This window comes from Terrabacter sp. BE26, assembly GCF_041941675.1.
GTDB lineage: Bacteria > Actinomycetota > Actinomycetes > Actinomycetales > Dermatophilaceae > Terrabacter.
On the sequence record NZ_CP090122.1, the window covers coordinates 2,044,054 to 2,062,293 of the forward strand.

The 18,240-nt window shown below is 73.2% G+C and carries 19 protein-coding genes; 12 read left to right on the forward strand and 7 right to left on the reverse strand.

The window, feature by feature from the left end:
• Nucleotides 1–27 precede the first annotated feature (27 nt).
• Entirely contained in the window at nucleotides 28–699 is a 672-nt protein-coding gene (locus LQK93_RS09465) for a fasciclin domain-containing protein (RefSeq protein WP_374971289.1), read from the reverse strand.
• Between the two features lie 133 nt (nucleotides 700–832).
• Nucleotides 833–2,356 (reverse strand): molybdopterin-dependent oxidoreductase, encoded by a 1,524-nt coding sequence (locus LQK93_RS09470; RefSeq protein WP_374971290.1) that lies wholly within the window; start codon nucleotides 2,354–2,356, stop codon nucleotides 833–835.
• Between the two features lie 156 nt (nucleotides 2,357–2,512).
• Between LQK93_RS09470 and LQK93_RS09475 the strand changes: the two genes are divergently transcribed.
• The 4 genes from LQK93_RS09475 to LQK93_RS09490 are packed head-to-tail and all read left to right on the forward strand — an operon-like array spanning nucleotide 2,513 to nucleotide 7,156.
• A complete protein-coding gene (locus LQK93_RS09475) occupies nucleotides 2,513–3,682 on the forward strand; it encodes a polyprenyl synthetase family protein (RefSeq protein WP_374971291.1) in 1,170 nt (389 codons plus the stop codon).
• The gene (crtI, locus tag LQK93_RS09480; RefSeq protein WP_374971292.1) at nucleotides 3,679–5,178 is read left to right on the forward strand and encodes a phytoene desaturase family protein; all 1,500 of its coding nucleotides are present in this window, start codon (nucleotides 3,679–3,681) and stop codon (nucleotides 5,176–5,178) included. The genes LQK93_RS09475 and crtI overlap by 4 nt, the downstream gene beginning before the upstream one ends.
• Nucleotides 5,179–5,180: 2 nt before the next feature.
• Entirely contained in the window at nucleotides 5,181–6,113 is a 933-nt protein-coding gene (locus LQK93_RS09485) for a phytoene/squalene synthase family protein (protein ID WP_374971293.1), read from the forward strand.
• Nucleotides 6,110–7,156, forward strand: coding sequence for a DUF5914 domain-containing protein (locus tag LQK93_RS09490; protein WP_374971294.1), 1,047 nt, complete (start codon nucleotides 6,110–6,112; stop codon nucleotides 7,154–7,156). Before LQK93_RS09485 ends, LQK93_RS09490 begins: the two co-directional genes overlap by 4 nt.
• Nucleotides 7,157–7,178: 22 nt before the next feature.
• On the opposite strand, the gene LQK93_RS09495 is transcribed toward LQK93_RS09490, so the two are convergent.
• From LQK93_RS09495 to LQK93_RS09510, 4 genes are all read right to left on the reverse strand, one after another.
• Complete coding sequence (locus tag LQK93_RS09495; RefSeq protein WP_374971295.1) at nucleotides 7,179–8,774, reverse strand: FAD-dependent oxidoreductase; 1,596 nt, start codon at nucleotides 8,772–8,774, stop codon at nucleotides 7,179–7,181.
• 1 nt (nucleotide 8,775) lies between these two features.
• Complete coding sequence (locus tag LQK93_RS09500) at nucleotides 8,776–9,102, reverse strand: lycopene cyclase domain-containing protein (RefSeq protein ID WP_374971296.1); 327 nt, start codon at nucleotides 9,100–9,102, stop codon at nucleotides 8,776–8,778.
• The gene (locus LQK93_RS09505) at nucleotides 9,095–9,442 is read right to left on the reverse strand and encodes a lycopene cyclase domain-containing protein (protein WP_374971297.1); all 348 of its coding nucleotides are present in this window, start codon (nucleotides 9,440–9,442) and stop codon (nucleotides 9,095–9,097) included. Before LQK93_RS09505 ends, LQK93_RS09500 begins: the two co-directional genes overlap by 8 nt.
• Before the next feature lie 73 nt (nucleotides 9,443–9,515).
• The gene (locus LQK93_RS09510) at nucleotides 9,516–9,962 is read right to left on the reverse strand and encodes an SRPBCC family protein (RefSeq protein ID WP_374971298.1); all 447 of its coding nucleotides are present in this window, start codon (nucleotides 9,960–9,962) and stop codon (nucleotides 9,516–9,518) included.
• 108 nt (nucleotides 9,963–10,070) lie between these two features.
• Here LQK93_RS09510 and LQK93_RS09515 point away from each other — a divergent pair, with 108 nt between their 5' ends.
• The 5 genes from LQK93_RS09515 to LQK93_RS09535 all read left to right on the forward strand — a co-directional run bounded on the left by LQK93_RS09515 (nucleotide 10,071) and on the right by LQK93_RS09535 (nucleotide 13,991).
• Complete coding sequence (locus tag LQK93_RS09515; RefSeq protein WP_374971299.1) at nucleotides 10,071–11,078, forward strand: ABC transporter ATP-binding protein; 1,008 nt, start codon at nucleotides 10,071–10,073, stop codon at nucleotides 11,076–11,078.
• Complete coding sequence (locus tag LQK93_RS09520; RefSeq protein ID WP_374971300.1) at nucleotides 11,075–11,821, forward strand: ABC transporter permease; 747 nt, start codon at nucleotides 11,075–11,077, stop codon at nucleotides 11,819–11,821. The genes LQK93_RS09515 and LQK93_RS09520 overlap by 4 nt, the downstream gene beginning before the upstream one ends.
• Nucleotides 11,822–11,835: 14 nt before the next feature.
• Complete coding sequence (locus LQK93_RS09525; protein ID WP_374971301.1) at nucleotides 11,836–12,918, forward strand: sensor histidine kinase; 1,083 nt, start codon at nucleotides 11,836–11,838, stop codon at nucleotides 12,916–12,918.
• Nucleotides 12,915–13,529 carry a response regulator gene (locus tag LQK93_RS09530; RefSeq protein WP_374971302.1) on the forward strand — a complete coding sequence of 205 codons (615 nt, stop codon included), beginning with the start codon at nucleotides 12,915–12,917 and terminating at the stop codon, nucleotides 13,527–13,529. The genes LQK93_RS09525 and LQK93_RS09530 overlap by 4 nt, the downstream gene beginning before the upstream one ends.
• A gap of 96 nt (nucleotides 13,530–13,625) precedes the next feature.
• Nucleotides 13,626–13,991 (forward strand): YciI family protein, encoded by a 366-nt coding sequence (locus LQK93_RS09535; protein WP_374971303.1) that lies wholly within the window; start codon nucleotides 13,626–13,628, stop codon nucleotides 13,989–13,991.
• 103 nt (nucleotides 13,992–14,094) lie between these two features.
• Here LQK93_RS09535 and LQK93_RS09540 read toward each other — a convergent pair whose 3' ends face one another.
• Nucleotides 14,095–14,706 carry an HdeD family acid-resistance protein gene (locus tag LQK93_RS09540; protein WP_374971304.1) on the reverse strand — a complete coding sequence of 204 codons (612 nt, stop codon included), beginning with the start codon at nucleotides 14,704–14,706 and terminating at the stop codon, nucleotides 14,095–14,097.
• Nucleotides 14,707–14,897: 191 nt separating this feature from the next.
• On the opposite strand from LQK93_RS09540, the gene LQK93_RS09545 reads away from it, so the two are divergent.
• The 3 genes from LQK93_RS09545 to LQK93_RS09555 are packed head-to-tail and all read left to right on the forward strand — an operon-like array spanning nucleotide 14,898 to nucleotide 18,227.
• Complete coding sequence (locus LQK93_RS09545) at nucleotides 14,898–16,127, forward strand: acetyl-CoA carboxylase biotin carboxylase subunit family protein (protein WP_374971305.1); 1,230 nt, start codon at nucleotides 14,898–14,900, stop codon at nucleotides 16,125–16,127.
• 13 nt (nucleotides 16,128–16,140) lie between these two features.
• A complete protein-coding gene (locus LQK93_RS09550; protein WP_374971306.1) occupies nucleotides 16,141–17,079 on the forward strand; it encodes a hypothetical protein in 939 nt (312 codons plus the stop codon).
• Complete coding sequence (locus LQK93_RS09555; protein WP_374971307.1) at nucleotides 17,076–18,227, forward strand: alpha/beta hydrolase-fold protein; 1,152 nt, start codon at nucleotides 17,076–17,078, stop codon at nucleotides 18,225–18,227. Before LQK93_RS09550 ends, LQK93_RS09555 begins: the two co-directional genes overlap by 4 nt.
• Nucleotides 18,228–18,240 lie beyond the last annotated feature (13 nt).

Sequence of the window (18,240 nt, forward strand, 5' to 3'; positions counted from 1 at the left end):
ACGTGCCGCTGACCGGTCCGGGGACCGTCAGGGCATCAGGACGCCGTCGATGATGTAGACGGTGGCGTTGGCCGTCGGGACGTTGCCGCAGATCACCTTGGCGTTCGCCTTGCCGACGGTGAAGTCCTTGCCGGAGCCCTTGACCGTGATCGTGGTGCCGGCGAGCGTCTTGTGGTCGCCCGCGAGCTGGTCCGGGGAGATCTTTCCGGCCACGACGTGGTTGGTGAGGATCTTGGTCAGGGTCGGCTTGTCGGCGAGGACCTTCTTGAGGTCGGCGGCCGGGATCTTCGCGAAGGCGTCGTTGACGGGCGCGAACACGGTGATCTCGGGGGCCGAGTTGAGGGTGTCGACGAGGCCGGCCTGCTTGACGGCGGTGACAAGGGTCGACAGCAGCGGGTTGTTGCTCGCGGCCGTCGCGACGGGGTCGGTCGCCATGCCGTTGAAGGAGCCCTTGCCGTCCTTCGGCACGGCGGCGCAGCCCTCGCCGAAGACGGCCGAGGCGGCGTCCATCGAGGAGGAGCTCGAGGAGCTCATGGTGTCGGAGGGCGTGCTCGTCATGCTGTCGGACGACGTGGCGGAGGCGGTGCTGCCCCCGGCCGCGGGCGTCGAGGCGTTGCTCGAGCTGCCGCAGGCGGCGAGGCTCAGGGGCAGGGCGATGGCGAGGGCGACGAGGCCGGTGCGCGTCTTCATGCTCTTCATGTCGGTCACTCCTTGAGGGGTGGCTGGTGGTTGTGGTGGTGTTGCTCTCTGTCATCTGGTGTTCGGAGCCGCTGTGGTCCCGGATTGCTTGTCCGAGAGGTTTTTTCGTGACTTGGTCGACAGCTGTGCGCGATCACGCGACCGTCACCACGACCTCCTGGATGCCGCTCGACCCGTCGGGGAACGGCGTGGCGCGATCGCTGCTCTGCAGCCGGCCCGCGCGGTCGGTCGCGCGCACCGAGAGGCGGTGCAGGCCGGGGGTGGCGTCCCAGGGGAGGTACCACTGGCGCCAGTAGTCGATGCCGACGTCGGGTCCGAGCCGGGTCTGCTGCCAGGGCCCGTCGTCGATCTTGACCTCGACCGTGCCGACGCCGCGGTGCTGCGCCCAGGCGACGCCGCCGATGGCGGTCCGGCCGGCCGTGATCGTCGACAGCGGTGCCGGCGTGTCGATGCGCGCGCTCGTCTTGATCGGCGCGTCCGTCGCCCACTTCCGCCTGGTCCAGTACGCCTGCTCGGCGGCATACGTCGTCAGGGTCAGTTTCGTCAGCCACTTCGTGGCGCCGACGAAGCCGTAGAGGCCCGGCGTGATGAGGCGCGCGGGGAAGCCGTGGACGTCGGTCAGCTGGGTGCCGTTCATCCCGATGGCGACCATGGCGTCACGCCCGTCGCGGACGACCGCGAGTGGGGTGCTGATGGTGAAGCCGTCGACGGCGGTGCTGAGCACCTGGTCGGGGCTACCCGTGACGCCGGCGTGGTCGAGCAGGTCCGCCAGGCGCACGCCGAGCCAGCGGGCCGCCCCGATGTAGCCGCCGCCGACCTCGTTGGAGACGCACGTCATGGTGATGTCGCGCTCGATGAGCGGCAGGGCGGCGAGCTCGGCGAAGGTCAGGGTGAAGGGGCGCTCGACCATGCCGTCGACCTCGAGCGTCCAGGAGTCGACGTCGACCTTCGGCACGGTGAGGTTGGTGTCGACGCGGTAGAACGAGGCGGTCGGCGTCCTCAGCGGTGAGACGCCGGGGACCGTGGACTCCAGCCCCGTCGGCAGCGGGGCGGCCGGGTCGGTGGGGCGCGCGAGCACCACCTTCTTGACGGCCTGGGCGCCGCTGCGCAGCTGCCCTCCCGCGGCGGCGAGGATCGAGAGGGCGGTGACCCCGAGAGCGCCGGCGAGGAAGCCTCGCCGGCCTGAGGTCGCCCCCGCAGCCCTCGCCGTCCGTCGGGCAGCGTCACCCGAGGCCGTACGCGTGAGGCGGGCGAGCCACACCAGCGTGGCGACCCCGACGGCCATGGCCACGACGGCAGGGACGGCGTCCACGGGGCGGGCGGCCGGGCGCAGCAGCGCGGCAGCGCCCGCGAGGCCCGTGAGCAGGACGAGGAAGCCGACGCCGATCGCGAGCCGGCGGCGGCTGACGAGCCCGGCGACGGCAGCGAGCGCGAGCGTGACGATGAGGACCGAGCCCTGCAGTACGGCCTTGTCGTTGGTCCCGAACGTCGCGATCGCCCACTCCTTCAAGGGAGTCGGCGTCAGGTCGATGACGGTCGAACCGACGGCGAGCACGGGTGACGCCGCCGGGTCGAGGAAGCCGGCGACGAGGTGGCCCGCGGCGATGCCGGCGATCGCGGCGAGGATCCCGCTGAGGGCAGGTCGGAGGCGCGTCATGGTGCGTGGTTCGGTGCAGGGCACCCGCACGGATTGCACGAGATGTCCTCGCACATATGGGCCAACGTTGGACACGCCACTTGCCGGTGGTGCCGCTGTGGCTCAGGGTGGGCATGTGTCGCCGACCAACAGAGCCGCCGCACCACGGCCGGCTGCATGACCGCGCAGGTGTCGATGCAGGCGGGCGCGGGCTTCGTGGTGCCCCGCGGCGGCGCACCACGGCCGGCCGACCCTGCCGACACGACGGCGACCGAGGCCCTGAGCCTGCGCAGCCCCGCCGACACCCTCGCTCGCACCGACGAGCTGCTCGAGCAGGTGTGCGACCGGCTCGAGGCGCAGTGGCGGGAGAGGTCGCCGGAGGAGCCGGACGTGCTGCCCGCCGACTTCCCCCAGCTGCTGCGGGCCTGGCTGCTCCCCACGGCGGGCAAGCGCCTGCGCCCGCTGATGTGCCACTGGGGCTGGGCGGCCGCGCACGGCCCGGAACGCGGCGGCCACGACGACCTGGTCGCGATGTGCGCCGCCCTCGAGCTCGTGCACCTCTTCGCCCTCGTCCACGACGACGTGATGGACCGCTCCGACTCCCGGCGCGGCCGCACGACCACGCATGTCGAGGCGGCCCGGGCCCATGTCGCCTTCGGCGGGCTCGGTGACCCGGTCCTCTTCGGCGACAGCATCGCCATCCTCTACGGCGACCTCGCCCTCAACGAGGCCTGGGACCTCGCCGCCGGCTGCGCCCCGCCGCTGCGTCGGGCGTGGTCCGACATGCTGCGCGAGCTCGTGCACGGGCAGCTGCTCGACGTCACCGGCGCCGCGGCCCGGCGCCGCGACCTCGAGATGGCGCGCAGGGTCGCCCGCCTGAAGTCCGGCGCCTACACCGTCCAGCGACCGCTGCACCTCGGCGCCCTCGCCGCCCGGGCGGAGCCGCCCGCGCTGACGGCGCTCGACGTCTACGGCGCCCACCTCGGTGAGGCCTTCGCCCTGCGCGACGACATCCTCGGCGTCTGGGGCGACCCGGCCCGCACCGGCAAGCCCGTCGGCGACGACCTGCTGTCGGGCAAGCCGACCGTGCTGCTGGCCGAGGCCCGCGAGGCGCTGCCGGCCGACCTGGCGGAGCAGCACCTGGGCGGGCAGGGCGCCATCACCCCCGAGACGGTGCCCGTGCTGCAGGATCTGATGCGCGAGGCCGGCGTGCTCCGGCGCACCGAGCAGCGCATCGCCGACGAGGTGGAGCTCGCCTGCCGGGCCCTCGACGCCGGCGATCTCGACACGGACGCCGTCGCCGAGCTGCGCAGCCTCGCCGAGCTGATCGCGTGGCGGGACTCGTGAGCGTCGTCGTCATCGGCGCCGGCCTGTCCGGGCTCGCCGCCGCCTGCCACCTCGTCGGGCGCGGCCACGAGGTGACCCTGGTCGAGCGCCACGACGCGCCCGGCGGCCGGGGCCTGCGGCTGCACCGAGACGGCTTCACCTTCGACACCGGCCCGACGGTCATGACGATGCCCGACCTCGTCGGCGACGCCCTCACTGCCGCCGGCACCTCGCTGCACGACGCGCTGCCGATGCGCCTGCTCGACCCCGCCTACCGCGCGCGCTTCGACGACGGCAGCCAGATCATGGTCCGGCACGGCGTGGAGGCGATGCGTGAGGAGATCGCCGCCACGTGCGGCAGCGTCGACGCGGCCGCCTTCGTCGACTTCGCCGACTGGCTGCGCCGGCTCTACCGCGTCGAGATGCCGCACTTCATCGACGCCAACTTCGACAGCCCCCTCGACCTCGCGCGCTCGCCCCGTGCGGCCGCCCGCCTGCTGCGGCTCGGCGGCTTCCGCCGCCTCGGGCCCGTGATCCGCGAGTGGTTCCGCGACGAGCGCCTCCACCGCCTCTTCTCCTTCCAGGCGCTGTATGCCGGCCTGTCGCCCGAGGGTGCGCTCGCCCTCTACGCGGTCATCACCTACATGGACAGCATCGAGGGCGTCTGGTGGCCCGAGGGCGGGATGGACGCCGTGCCGGCCGCGCTCGCGACCGCGGCCGGCAAGGCCGGCGCCGACCTGCGCTTCGGCACGAGCGTCACCCGGCTCGTCCTCGACCGCCGCGGCGCCGTCGCCGGGGTCGAGCTCGACTCCGGGGAGCGGCTGCGCGCCGACGCCGTTGTCTGCACGCTGGACCTGCCCACCGCGTACGACCGGCTGCTGCCGGAGCTGAAGCCCCCGCGGGTCGTGCGGTCCGGGACGTACTCACCCTCCGCCGTCGTGTGGCACGTCGGCGCCTCCGGTGCCCCGGCGCCCGGCACGGCCCACCACAACATCCACTTCGGCGCCGACTGGGACAGCGCCTTCCGCGCCCTCATCGACGACCGCAGGCTCATGCCCGACCCGTCGCGCCTCGTCACCGTGCCGACCCTGAGCGAGCCCGGGCTGGCTCCCGAGGGTGACTCGGTGCTCTACGTCCTCGAGCCGGTGCCCAACCTCAGCTCCTCAATCGACTGGACGCGCGAGAGCGAGCCGATGCGCGAACGGCTGCACGCCTTCCTGACCGCCAACGGCTACCCGGACCGGGTCCTCACCGAGGAGCTGGTGACGCCGCTCGAGTGGCAGCAGATGGGGATGCACCGGGGCACGCCGTTCGCGCTGGCGCACACGTTCCTGCAGACCGGGCCCTTCCGGCCGGGCAACCTCGACCGGCGCGTGCCGGGCCTGGTCTTCGCCGGCTCCGGCACGGTGCCCGGCGTCGGCGTGCCGATGGTGCTCGTCAGCGGCAAGCTGGCCGCCGACCGCGTCGACGCCTACCTCCCGGGTCCTCGGTCCCCGCTTCGATCCAGCAGGGGCTGACCGTGAGAAGTGCTGCCGCGCAGTCGGATCCGCTGCTCAGCGAGGGCCACCGCCGCTGCGCGCAGATCACCCGCCGCTACGGCACGACGTACTACTGGGGCACCCTCCTACTGCCTCCCGAGCGCCGCCGGCACGTGTATGCCGTCTACACCCTGTGCCGTCTCGCCGACGACATCGTCGACGACGAGGGTGCGACCACCCCGGCGCACGTCGCCACGACGGCCACCCGGCTGCACGAGCTGGCCGCCACCTTCCGGCGCGTCACCGACGGCGAGCCCACGGACGACCCGGTCCTGGCCGCCATCGGCCACAGCGTGCGCGCGTGCGGCATCGCCGACGAGTGCTTCGAGCGGTTCTTCGGGGCGATGGCCCGCGACCTGACGACGACGACCTACGAGACGTGGGACGACCTGCTCGGCTACATGGACGGCTCGGCCGCCGTCATCGGCGAGATGATGCTGCCGGTCCTGCAGCCCCGCTCGACCCGGGCGCTCGAGCCGGCCCGCGCCCTGGGGCTCGCCTTCCAGCTGACGAACTTCCTGCGCGACGTCGGCGAGGACCTGGGCCGCGGCCGCGTCTACGTGCCCCAGGCGGACCTGCGCCGGTTCGGCGCCGACCCTGCCGCACGTCGGGTGACACCGGAGTGGCGCGAGCTGATGCGCTTCGAGGTCGAGCGCAACCGCGCGCTCTACCGGGAGGCCGATGCCGGCATACCCCTGCTCCCGAGCGCGTCCGCGCGGTGCGTGTCCACGGCGCGCACCCTCTACGCGCGCATCCTCGACCGCATCGAGGCGCGCGACTACGACGTCTTCACGGACCGGGCGCGAGTGCCCACGTGGCACAAGGCCGCGCTGTCCGCCCGGGTCTTCGTCCTCGGCCCGTTCCAGCCCGCCCGGTCCGTCCAGTCCGCCAACTCACGGGAGGTCACCCCATGAGCCTGCGCCTGCCTCGCGACCTCGTCGCACGCATCGAGCGCCCGGCCGGTCGTCACGCACCGGCGCGCCGCAGCCCCAACCCGCTGCGCCTTCTGCCCGAGGAGCCGCGCGACCGGCTGGCCGGCACCTGGCGGCAGGCGCGCCCGTCGCGGATCCACCGCTCCCTCCTCGACGCCCAGGGCCGCAACCCGGGCGGCTGGCACGTGGTCGGCGCCTCGACCGACGTCGGGGCGAGCCGGTCCGTGACGCGCGCCGTCGGCGGCCGGGAGGTCGTGCTGTGGCGTGCCGGCGACGGCGTCCTGCTCGCCGGGCCGGGAACCTGCCCCCACCTCGGCGCGCTGCTCGACAACTGCGAGGTCATGCACGACCAGGTCTACTGCCGCTGGCACGGCCTCGCGCTCGGGCCGGGGGTGCGCCGCGACTGGCTCACCTACCCGGCGCAGGACGACGGGGTGCTGCTGTGGGTGCGCCTGCCGACCGAGGGCGAGGAACCGTCCGACGGCCCGGTCCTGCCGGTGCGCCCGCCCGTGGACGCGTCGTTCGCCACGGTCGTCACGCTGCGCGGGACCTGCGAGCCGTCCGACGTCATCGCCAACCGTCTCGACCCCTGGCACGGCACCTGGTACCACCCGTACGCGTTCAGCCACCTGACTGTCGACGAGCCCGCCTCGTCCGACGACCGGCTCGTCGTCGACGTCGCCTTCCGCGTCACCCGGCGGTATGCCGTGCCGGTCCGGGCCGAGTTCACCTGCCCCGACGCGCGCACCATCGTCATGACCATCGTCGACGGGGAGGGCGCGGGCAGCGTCGTCGAGACCCACGCGACGCTCATCTCGCACGACCGCAGCGGCCGCCCGACCACGGTGGTCACCGAGGCGACCATCGCGCACTCGGACCGCAAGGGCTTCGGGGTCGCCCGCTCGCTGGCGCCGCTGCTGCGACCGGCCGTCGCCTCGACCGCGCGGCGGCTCTGGGTCGATGACCTCGGCTACGCCGAGCGCCGGTGGCAGCTGCGCGACCGCGGGGAGACCTACGGCTACTGACTCCCGCTGGTGAGCCGCGCCGTCAGCGCGCGGCGCCGAGCAGGCGCCGTGCCGAGTGGGCGACCGCCCGCCCGCGCCCGCGCATCGGCACGGTCCACAGCTCGTGTCCCGGCAGGCCGCGGCGGGCCAGCAGGGCGTTCGCCGCGAGCCAGCCCGTCGTGGCGGCGCGCTCCATCAGGGCCACCGGCAGCTCGCAGCGGATGCCGTCGCCGGCGAGGACCACGCGCGGGTCGGGCGTGACGACGCCGGGCCGCGCCGCCCACGGGTCGGTGCCGGCGAGCGGGCAGTCGTCCCGAAGCAGCCACTCCTCATGGAGCACGGTCGCCGGGGCGAGCTCGGGGTGGAGCCGGTGCAGCTGGCGGCGCAGCTCCTCGCGGAGGGAGGCCTCGTCGGTGCCTGGCGGGACCGCATACGCGTGCAGCTCGACGACGCAGCCGTTCGACTGCCGCGCCCACGCGGCCGCGCCCGCCTCCATCTGGTCGACGACGGTGATGTTGTCGAGCGGGCCGAAGCCGCTCGTGCCGAGGAAGAGCGGGCTGCCCTGGGCCGCAGGGCGATCCAACCACAGGCGCCACACCGCGAAGGAGGGTGTGATGCGCTGGCTCTCGAGCGCGCTGCGCCACAGGTTGTCGCCGAGCCACGTGGCCTCGGCGACGACCCGCTGCAGCGCCGCCCGGTCGGTGGCGAGGACGACCTGGTCGACCGTCAGCGTGCTGCCGTCGTCGAGGTCGGCGCGTATGCCGTCCGCCGCGTCCTCGAGGCGGGTGACCGCCGTGCCCGTGCGGATCTCGACGCCCAGGCTCGTGAGGTGGCGAGCGAGCGGCTGCCACAGCGCCGTGTCGTAGTCGTCGTCGGGCACGTCGAAGAGCAGGCCCTCGGCCGAGCCGGTGAAGTAGGTGTGGAACATCGCGACGAGCTCGCCGCCGGAGAAGTCGCGCGGGTCGGCGAAGAAGCTGCGGGCGAAGACCTCGAGGGCGAGGTGACGCGCCTGGTCGGGGAAGCGCAGCCGGTCGAGCACCTCTGCGGCACTGACGCCGTCGAGCTCGGACCAGGTCTCGGGGAAGCGGACGTCGAGCAGGCCCAGCGCCGCCCCGATGTCGACCCTCGCCAGCGCGGAGACGGGGAAGCTCGGACTGCGCGCGACGAAGGCGGCGATAGACAGCGGCGGCGTGCGCGGGATGCCGGCGAACGAGTCGGTCGGGCCACCGGCCAGCGTCAGCGGGTAGTCGGGGACCGGGCGCAGCCGCTCGAGCCCGGGGTCGGCGCGCCGCAGCAGGGCGCGCAGGTTGTAGTACTGCCGGAAGAAGGCGTGGAAGCCGCGGCTCATCGTCAGGCCGGCGCCGGTGGTGCCGTCGGACGCGCTCCGGCCGGCCACGGGCCACGAGCGCACGCGGCCTCCGAGGGTCGCCTCACGCTCGACGACGACGACGTCGACTCCGCGCTCGGCGAGACCGGTGGCGGCCGCCAGGCCGGCGATGCCGCCGCCGACGACGAGGACGGGTCCTGCTGCGGCCGAGGCGTTCCCAGCGGGCCTGGGTGGTTGCGGCAGGTGGCGCGCGGCGCGTGGGTCGAGGCCGGGACGCCAGCCAGAGTGGCGTCGGGGAGCGGGAAGACGCATCTCAGTCCTCACGGTCGAGCGAGCGGTGGCGGCGCTGCTTGGCCCGCTCCCACAGGACGATGGCGCCGCCGACCATGGCGAAGCCGAAGAGGTAGTCCTCGACCGGGACGTCCCAGGGCCAGCGGATGCCGAGGAACTCGTCCGGCGAGTAGATCACGACGGGGGCGCTCAGCTTGGTCAGCCAGCCGTCGACGAGCACCTGGAAGCCGAAGACGATCGCCATGCTGACCCAGAACTGCGCCCGAGCGAAGACCCGGGTGCCCGACCAGCGCTCGAGGGCGAGGACGGCGAGGACGGCGAGGACCGCGAGGACGGTGTACTCACGCACCGGTGGGCCCCTGCCGCCGGCGCCGCCGCAGCACCGAAAGCACCCGGCCGACGGCCTCGTAGGTGAGCAGGCCGCAGATCGGGACGACGACGAAGAAGACGAGCTCCTCGATCGGCATGCCTCCGGGCAGGTCTAGCCCCGTGACGTAGGCGGCGTTGTAGCTCCAGTGGTCGCGCCGGATGCCCACGAGGTCCCAGACGGAGAAGACGACGACGATCGGCACGAGAGCCGTGACCAGCAGGCCGGGGCGGCGGTAGACCCGGGCGCCCAGGAGGAACTCCAGGGGCAGGGTGACGGCCACGCACCCCGCCATGAGGAGCAGGTACTGGTAGCGATCCACCGCCGAGCCCTCCAGTCGTCGCCGGCCGGTCGGCCGTGAGCCTCCTCGCCGGCCCGTCGGCCGTGCGCCCAGCCTAACCGCGCCGCGCGAGCAGGCGCCGGAGCGCGCTGCGGTAGGCCAGCTCGGCCACGCGGGCGACGACGGGGTCGAGCAGCCTCGGCACGCCGCGCACCCCGATCTGCTGCACCCACTCGACGGTGGACCCCGAGCCGGCGGGGGCCACCCGGAGGTCGATGGCTCCACGGACGACGTTGCCCTCCTTCTGGATCCACGCCATGCCGGGGCGGTCGTCGCTCGGCTGGGTGATCGCCTCGACGACCATGACGTCGTCGAGGCCGACGGGCCCGACGCCGGTGCGGGCGACGAACCGGGACCCGGGGACCAGCCGGTCCGCGCTCATCGCCTCGCCCGTCACCGTGGTCAGCGGGATGACGGCGGTGTGCGCGTGCAGGTCGAGCACGCGTCGCCAGGCCTCTGGTGCGGGCAGCGTCGAGTCGAGGTGCACCGTGAAGGAGGCCATGGCCCCAGTCTGTCGTTCCGGGCAGCCCTGCGAGCGTGACACCTGTCATGCGCAGGACGTGACGAGTGCTCCTGACGCGCAGACCTCCCGAACGGCACAGTTGCACCCATGACCACCACCCCTCTCTCGACGGCCGGCTCCTCGTGGGCGCCGGCGGCCCCGGCGGTCGAGCTCCGCTCGCTCGTCAAGACCTTCCCCGCCCACCGCGGCTCCCGCCAGCCGGCCGTCCGCGCCGTCGACGGCATCGACCTGCGGATCGAGCCGGGCGAGGTCGTCGCCTTCCTCGGCCCCAACGGGGCGGGCAAGACGACGACGCTCGACGTCGTGCTCGGGCTGACGACCCCCACGAGCGGCACCGCCGAGGTCTTCGGGCTCGCCCCGCGCCAGGCCGTCGTCTCGGGGCTCGTCTCGGCCGTCCTGCAGACCGGCGGCCTGCTGCGCGACCTCACCGTCCGCGAGACAGTCCGGATCATCGCGTCCACGTATGCCGTCCACACCCCGGTCGACGAGGTGATGGAACGTGCGGGGCTTGGACCGCTGGCGAGCCGTCGGGTCTCCAAGTGCTCGGGCGGTGAGCAGCAGCGGCTGCGCTTCGCCCTCGCGCTGCTGCCCGACCCGCGGCTGCTCGTGCTCGACGAGCCGACGGCCGGCATGGACGTGACGGCACGCCGCGACTTCTGGGACGCGATGCATGCGGATGCGAGCGCCGGGCGCACCGTCGTCTTCGCGACGCACTACCTCGAGGAGGCGGACTCCTTCGCCGACCGCATCGTCCTCGTCGCAGGCGGTCGCGTCGTGGCCGACGGCAGCACGGCCGAGATCCGGGCCAGGGCCAGCGGTCGCATCGTGTCGGCGACCCTCCCGCAGGACCGGCTCGCTGAGACCGTCGAGCACCTGCAGCACCTTCCGGGTGTCGGGTCGGTGCAGCAGCGTGGCGCCCGCGTGGTCGTCGCGGCGAGCGACTCCGACGCGATCGCCCGCCTCCTGCTCGACTCCGGGGGTCGGGACCTCGAGGTCGTCACGGCCGGCCTCGAGGAGGCCTTCCTGGCCCTCACGAATGACAACACCAGCCACAACGGCAACGACATGGACAACGACATGGAGCTCGTCGGATGAACGCCACCTACACGCTGCTCGAGCTGCGCCGGATCACCCGCGACTGGAGCGGGACCTTCTTCACCGCCGTGCTCCCTGCCTTCTTCTATCTCATCTTCGGCTCCACAGTCGATGCGAAGAGCGCGACGGCCGGCAACGGGAACGTCGCGATGTACGTCATGATCAGCATGGCGGCATACGGCGCGGTGACCGCCACCACGAGCATCGGCGGCCACGCGGCCGTCGAGCGCCAGCAGGGCTGGGGCCGCCAGCTCGGGCTCACGCCGCTGGCCGACTCGTCCTACATCGGCATGAAGGCGCTCATCGCGATGACGGTCGCCGCCGTGCCGATCCTGCTCACCTTCGCGCTCGGCGCGGCCACCGGCGCGCACGGCTCCGCGGCTGCCTGGGCCTTCAGCGCCCTGCTGTGCCTCGTGGGGTCCGCCGTCTTCGCGGTCTACGGCCTGCTCGTCGGCACCGCCTTCCGGTCCGAGGCGGCGGTTGGTGCGGCCAGCGGCTCGCTCGTGATCTTCGCCTTCCTCGGCAACGTCTTCGTCCCGCTGTCGGGCACGATGCTGGAGATCGCGCGGTTCACGCCGCTCTACGGCTACGTCGGGCTGGCCCGCTACCCGCTCACGGAGGGGCAGCTCTCGGCCACGGTCTCCGACCCGCTCTGGCTGCTGGTCGCCAACGTCGTCGTCTGGCTCACCGTCTTCGGTACGCTCGCGGTCGTGTTCGTCCGTCGGGGTCGGGAACGCCAGTGACGCAGGCGGGCGCCGTGGGCAGGGCCGTGCGCAACCCCTGGGAGCGCTACGGCTGGGTGGTCCGCGGGGTCTGGCTCGTCTTCCTCGTGTTCCCGGTGCTCTCCCTCGTCACCGTGCCACGGCCGCTGTGGCAGACGGTGCTGGGCCTCGTGCTCGTCGTGGTCTTCGCGGTGGCCTACGTCCGCGGCCCGCAGGAGCTCGAGCGGAGGCGACGGGGACGGGCCTCGCACCGGCGGGCGGCGGCATACCTCCTCGTGCTGCTCGCCTGCACGGTCGGCACAGCGCCGCTCATCGGCGCGGCGAGTCTCGGCTTCCTCCCCTTCGTCGTGGCCTTCGCCATGTTCGCGCTGCCGCTCCTGTGGGCGATGGCCGTCGGCGTCGCCTCGACCCTCGTGGCCGGGGCGGCCGCGATGTTCTCCAGTCCCGACGAGGGGACGTGGAGCGTGGCGATCATCGTCTTCGCCATCGGTGTCATGACCGGCGGGGTGCGGCTCGTCGCGGACCGCGGCGAGGACTACGAGCGCATGTCGCGCGACCTGGCGATCGTCGAGGAGCGCGAGCGGGTGGCCCGGGACGTCCACGACGTGCTCGGCCACTCGCTCACGGTCGTCACCGTCAAGGCGGAGCTCGCCGAGCGCCTCGTCGACCTCGACCCGCAACGGGCCAAGGCCGAGCTCCACGAGATCCAGGCCCTGAGCCGGCAGGCGCTCGCCGAGATCCGCGCGACCGTGGGCGGCCTGCGCGTGGCCCGGCTCGGCGACGAGCTCGCCTCTGCGAGAGCCGCCCTGGCCGGGGCCGGCATCGAGGGCCACGTCCCGGACGACCCGGGAGCGGTCGACCCGCGCCACCGCACCGTGCTCGCCTGGGTGCTGCGCGAGGCGACCACCAACGTCGTGCGCCACAGCGACGCCGACACCTGCTGGGTCGAGCTGGCTCCCAACGGCCTGACGGTGCGTGACGACGGGCGCGGGCTCGGCGGACGACCGGAGGGGAACGGCATACGTGGCCTGCGTGAGAGGGTCGGGGCCGTGGGAGGCTGCCTCACGATCGAGAGCGGCGACCAGGGCCACGGGACCGTGCTGGAGGTGACGCTGTGAGCGAGACGATCAAGGTGCTGCTCGCCGACGACCAGGCGCTCGTGCGAGGGGCGCTCGCCGCCCTGCTCGCGCTCGAGCCCGACCTCGAGGTCGTCGCCGAGGTCTGTCGGGGCGACGAGGTCGTGGCGGCGGCGCGCGCCTCGGGCGCCGACGTGTGCCTGCTCGACATCGAGATGCCCGGCATCGACGGCATCGCCGCGGCGGCCGCCGTCCGCGCGGAGCTGCCCGGCGTGCGGACCCTCGTCGTCACGACGTTCGGCCGGCCCGGCTACCTGCGCCGCGCGCTCGAGGCCGGCGCGTCGGGCTTCGTCGTCAAGGACACCCCGGCCCGGCAGCTCGCCGAGGCCGTCCGCCGGGTGCACGCCGGCCTCCGGGTCGTCGACCCGTCGCTGGCCACCGAGTCGCTCGTCGACGGCGCCGATCCCCTCACCGAGCGCGAGCGGGAGGTGCTGCGCGTGGCCCTCGGCGGCGGCACGGTCGCGGCGATCGCTGCCGTCGTGCACCTCTCGCAGGGCACGGTGCGCAACCACCTCAGCTCGGCGATCGGCAAGACGGGGACGTCCACGCGTGCGGCCGCTGCCCGCGTCGCCCAGGAGCGCGGCTGGCTCTGAGGCGAGTGTCGAAACCCGCCTGCGCCGATCGACGTCGAGGGGAAGGCTGGGGACCGGCCCGGCCCACCACAACCGCCGACGACCAAGGAGAGACCGATGCGCTACCTGATGATCCACAAGCTCGACGAGTCCCGCCCCGAGGCCTCGAACCCCAGCCCCGAGTTCCAGGAGGCGATGGGCAAGCTCATGGGCGAGTGCTTCGAGTCCGGCGTGCTGCTCGCGGCCGAGGGCGTCGTGCACAGCAAGGAGGGCGCGATCGTGCGCAAGAAGGAGGGGGCCGGCGTGACCGTCACCGACGGGCCCTTCACCGAGGCCCGTGAGGTCATCGGCGGTTTCGCCCTCGTCAACGTCGAGAGCCGCGAGCAGGCGCTCGAGCTCGCCGAGCGGTTCGCCTCGCTCTTCGACGAGGTCTCGGTCGAGGTGCGCCGGGTCCACGAGTTCGAGGACCTGCCGCAGGGCTGAGGGCTGCCGCCCGAACGTGGAAGGTCGCACCCCCGTCGCGGGGGGGGGCGACCTTCCACGCCGAAGCCGTATGCCGGCCGCGGCCGTATGCCGTGGGGTGGCCTCAGACGGCCGTGGCCGTCTTGGCGACCCGGCGCGCCACGAACACCGTGATGAGCTCTGCGATGCCGAGGACGATGAGCAGGATGCCGGCGACCCGGGCCAGGATGACGAGCGTCTCGCCGGGCCAGGCCGCCACGACGATGCCGGCGATGACCGAGATGACGCCGAAGACGATCAGGAAGACGCGGGCACCGGCCGACCGGCCGGCCGCGAAGCCGTGCGCCAGGGCCCCGATCCCCTCGGCGATCCAGCCGACCGCGATGAGGAACGCGATGACGAACAGCGACGTGCCCGGCCGGAAGAGGCAGATGACCCCGGCGATCACGGTCAGCACGCCCAGGCCCATCGAGACGGGCCTCACCCAGCCCGGCTGGCTGGGCAGCTCGCGGGTCACCGACACGCGGATGGCGCCCGCCGTGATGAGCTGGATGCCGAACAGGATGGCGACGACGAGCAGCGTGACGTCCGGCCACACGAGCGCGATGACGCCGAGGACGACCGAGAGCACCCCGATCGCGATCACCGCTCCGGACCAGCGCGCCGGTGGACCGTAGTCTCCCGTGGTGGTGGCCCAGGCACTGCCTCCGGGTGCGTCGGGGACGTGGCTCGACATGGCTTCCTCCTGCAGGGTGAGGTGACGCCGGTGGTCCTGTCCTTCCAGTGTCACGCCGGCCGCGCGCGTTTGGCTCCGTTTTGGGTGAGGCCGGGCCACACGGCATACCTGCTCGGGGCGTCGCCGGAAGTCGTGGCGACGCCGCGCGCCAGCCGTGGCGAGCCCCCCGACGGACAGATAGCGTCGGCCTCGTGAACATCATCTTCGTGGAGCCGTCGTTCCCGGCGAACCAGCGCCGCTTCGTGCACGCGCTCGCGGCGGTGGGCGCGAACGTCTACGGGATCGGCGAGACCGAGGAGGGGCACCTCGACGCGGAGGTGCTCGGGGCGCTGCGCGGCTACTACCGCGTCGGCAACGTCACCGACGTGGACCAGATGATTCAGGGGGTCCGCCACTTCCAGGACAAGGTGTGGATCGACGCGCTCGAGGCCGTCGTCGAGTCGCACACCATGACCGCCGCGCAGGTCCGTGAGGCGTGCGGCATCCCCGGCACGAGCGTCCGGACGACCTGGCTGTGCCGCGACAAGCCGTCGATGAAGGAGGCGCTGCGCCAGGCCGGCGTCCCCACCGCAGCGAGTGCGGCGATCGAGTCCGCCGACGAGGCACGCGACTTCGCCGCGCGCGAGGGCTACCCGCTGATCCTCAAGCCGCGCGCGGGCGCCGGCGCGCAGGGCACGGTCCGCGTGGACAACGACGCCGAGCTCGAGCAGGCGCTGCAGGCCTACGGCCGCGAGGGCGCCACCTCGATCGCGATCGAGGAGTTCGTCGAGGGCCACGAGGGCTTCTACGACACCATCACCCTCGACGGGCAGGTCGTGCACGACTGGGCCACCCACTACTACCCCAACGTCCTCGAGGCGATGCGCCACCGCTGGATCTCGCCGCAGTTCATCACCACCAACCGCATCGACGAGCCGGGCAACGCCTTCTACGCCGAGGTGCGCGAGCTCGGCCGGCGGGTCATCGAGGCGCTCGGCATCGAGACGTCCGCCACGCACATGGAGTGGTTCTACGGCCCGAAGGGCTTGCGCTTCAGCGAGATCGGCTGCCGCCCGCCGGGCGTCGGCGCGTGGGACCTCTACTCGGCGGCCAACGACGTCGACGTCTACCGCGAGTGGGCGCACGTGGTCACCCACCGCGCGCCCGAGCAGCAGATGAAGCGGACGTATGCCGCCGGCATCGTCGCGCTGCGCCCCGACCGCGACGGGTCGGTCACCGGCTACAGCGGCATCGACGAGATCCAGGCGCGCTACGGCGAGTGGGTCATCGACGGGCACTTCCCGCCGGTCGGGCACGGCACGCAGCCGGTCGAGGCGGGCTACATGGCCAACGCGTGGGTGCGGGTGCGCCACCCCGACTTCGACACGGCCCGCGCAATGCTCGACGACATCGGCCGCACGATCCACGTGCACGCCGGCTGAGCGCGGCTGCCTGATGTCGACGACGATCCTGCTGGGCCCGCAACGCTTCACGACCACCGTCGGCGCCGTCGTGCGCGGCCTCGACCTGGGCGGCCGCATCGCCATGGTCAACTCCGGCTGGGAGGAGCGCGAGGCCGACGACGCCGAGCTCGCCGGCCACTTCGGTGGCCGCGGGGTCAACCTCGCCCTGCACCACCGGATGACCGACGTGCTGGCCAAGGACGACACGGTGGCGGCCGCCGTCCGCGACTTCCGCGAGAGCGTCGACGAGCTGCGCGCCTTCTACGGCATCCGGCTGCAGAGCGCGATGGACGCCGTCGAGGCAGTCGCGCACCGCTCGTCGCTGCACGCCGTGCGCCCATGGGCCGAGGAGGCCGCCGTCGAGTCGGTCCGCGACGTCGACAAGTGGTATGCCGCAGCGGTCGCCGAGCTGCAGGCCACCCTCCGCGCCGCGACGTCACCCGAGACCAGCGGCATCATCGGCTGGCACCGCGGCGAGATCGGCGCGGTCCTGGACGAGTGCGAGGGGGTCGCCATCGCCGGCGGCAACGTGCGCGCCCTCCTCGAGACGCTGCGCCTCTTCGACGTGCGGCTCCGGCCGGAGCAGACGGTCGTGGCCTGGTCGGCCGGCGCGATGGCCCTGACCGACCAGGTCGTCCTCTTCCACGACTTCGCGCCGCACGGCCTCACCGCGGCCGAGGTGCACGACCGGGGCCTGGCCCGGCTGCCCGGCGTCATCGCGCTGCCGCACGCCAAGCGCCGCCTGCGGCTCGACGACCGCGAGCGGATGTCGCTGCTCGCCCGCCGCTTCGTCGAGCACCGGCTGCTCCTGCTCGACGACGGCGCCGTCGTGCGCTTCCCCGGGGGCAGTGGCGGGGCCCTCCCCGAGGTGCCCGCCGGGGCCCGGGTCGTCGACCGCACCGGCCAGGTGTCCGTGGTGGAGGCCGCGTGAGCCCCGTGGAGCGGCTCGCCGTCAACCGGCTGCGCGCGCAGCAGCCCCTCGACGGACCGGCCATCGACCGGTTCCTCGAGCGCTTCGGCAGTCCCATCGTCGAGGGCGAGCGGGCGACGTTCCTCTACCGAGGCGACGTCGACGAGGTGTGGGTGCGCCACCGCGTCGTCGGGCTGCCGGACCCGTTGCCGCTCAAGCGGATCGGCGAGTCGGACCTCTGGGCGGTCACGACCGTGCTGCCCGAGGGGTCACGGGTGGAGTACCAGATCGAGATCCGCAAGGGCGAGAGCTACGAGCGCTTCAACGACCCGCTGAACCCGCGCCTGGCCCACAGCCCGATGGGCTCGTCGTCGGTGGGCGCGGCGGTCGGCTACCGCGTGCCCGACTGGGTGGCCCACGACCCCGAGGCCCGTGAGGGCACTCTCGTCGAGGAGACGGTCCGCAGCCGGGCGCTGCGCCGCGACCAGCCGGTCACGATCTACCTGCCCGCCCGCTTCAACCGGGCCCAGCGCTACCCGCTGCTGGTCGTGCACGACGGCGGCGACTACCTCGCGTTCGCGGCGATGAAGACGGTCCTCGACAACCTCATCCACCGCCTCGACGTCGATCCGCTCATCGCGGTCTTCGTCTCGCCCCGCGACCGGCTCAAGGAGTACCCCAACCACGCGCCGCACGCCCGCTTCATCGCGCGCGAGCTGCTTCCGGTGCTGAACGAGCGGCTGCCCCTCATCGACACCCCCGAGGCGCGCTGCCTGATGGGCAGCTCGTTCGGCGGCATCGCGGCCCTCTCCGTGGCGGTGCGCTATCCCGGGCTCTTCGGCTCGCTGCTGCTGCAGTCGGCCTCGCTCGTCTTCACCGACATCGGCTTCGAGCACGGTGGCGGGCCCGCCTTCGACCCGGTCGTGAAGTTCGTCAACCGCTTCCGCGCCAAGCCGTCTGCGGTCGCCGACCGGATCTTCATGTCGTGCGGGGTCTACGAGCCGCTCATCACCCCGAACCGCTCGATGGTGCCCGTCTTCCGCCACACCGGGATGAAGGTGCGCTACGTCGAGGCGCGCGACGGCCACAACTGGGAGAACTGGCGCGACCGCCTCGGCGACGGCCTCTCCTGGATCTTCCCCGGACCCCAGAAGTTCGTCTACGAGTGACGGCGCTCGTGAC

What these genes read in the sequence shown, in the direction of transcription:
- LQK93_RS09465 (WP_374971289.1), bottom strand. Translation starts at nt 699, where the DNA reads ATGAAGAGCATGAAGACGCGCACCGGCCTCGTCGCCCTCGCCATCGCC.
- LQK93_RS09470 (WP_374971290.1), bottom strand. Translation starts at nt 2,356, where the DNA reads ATGACGCGCCTCCGACCTGCCCTCAGCGGGATCCTCGCCGCGATCGCC.
- LQK93_RS09475 (WP_374971291.1), top strand. Translation starts at nt 2,513, where the DNA reads ATGACCGCGCAGGTGTCGATGCAGGCGGGCGCGGGCTTCGTGGTGCCC.
- LQK93_RS09490 (WP_374971294.1), top strand. Translation starts at nt 6,110, where the DNA reads ATGAGCCTGCGCCTGCCTCGCGACCTCGTCGCACGCATCGAGCGCCCG.
- LQK93_RS09495 (WP_374971295.1), bottom strand. Translation starts at nt 8,774, where the DNA reads ATGCGTCTTCCCGCTCCCCGACGCCACTCTGGCTGGCGTCCCGGCCTC.
- LQK93_RS09510 (WP_374971298.1), bottom strand. Translation starts at nt 9,962, where the DNA reads ATGGCCTCCTTCACGGTGCACCTCGACTCGACGCTGCCCGCACCAGAG.
- LQK93_RS09515 (WP_374971299.1), top strand. Translation starts at nt 10,071, where the DNA reads ATGACCACCACCCCTCTCTCGACGGCCGGCTCCTCGTGGGCGCCGGCG.
- LQK93_RS09520 (WP_374971300.1), top strand. Translation starts at nt 11,075, where the DNA reads ATGAACGCCACCTACACGCTGCTCGAGCTGCGCCGGATCACCCGCGAC.
- LQK93_RS09535 (WP_374971303.1), top strand. Translation starts at nt 13,626, where the DNA reads ATGCGCTACCTGATGATCCACAAGCTCGACGAGTCCCGCCCCGAGGCC.
- LQK93_RS09540 (WP_374971304.1), bottom strand. Translation starts at nt 14,706, where the DNA reads ATGTCGAGCCACGTCCCCGACGCACCCGGAGGCAGTGCCTGGGCCACC.
- LQK93_RS09550 (WP_374971306.1), top strand. Translation starts at nt 16,141, where the DNA reads ATGTCGACGACGATCCTGCTGGGCCCGCAACGCTTCACGACCACCGTC.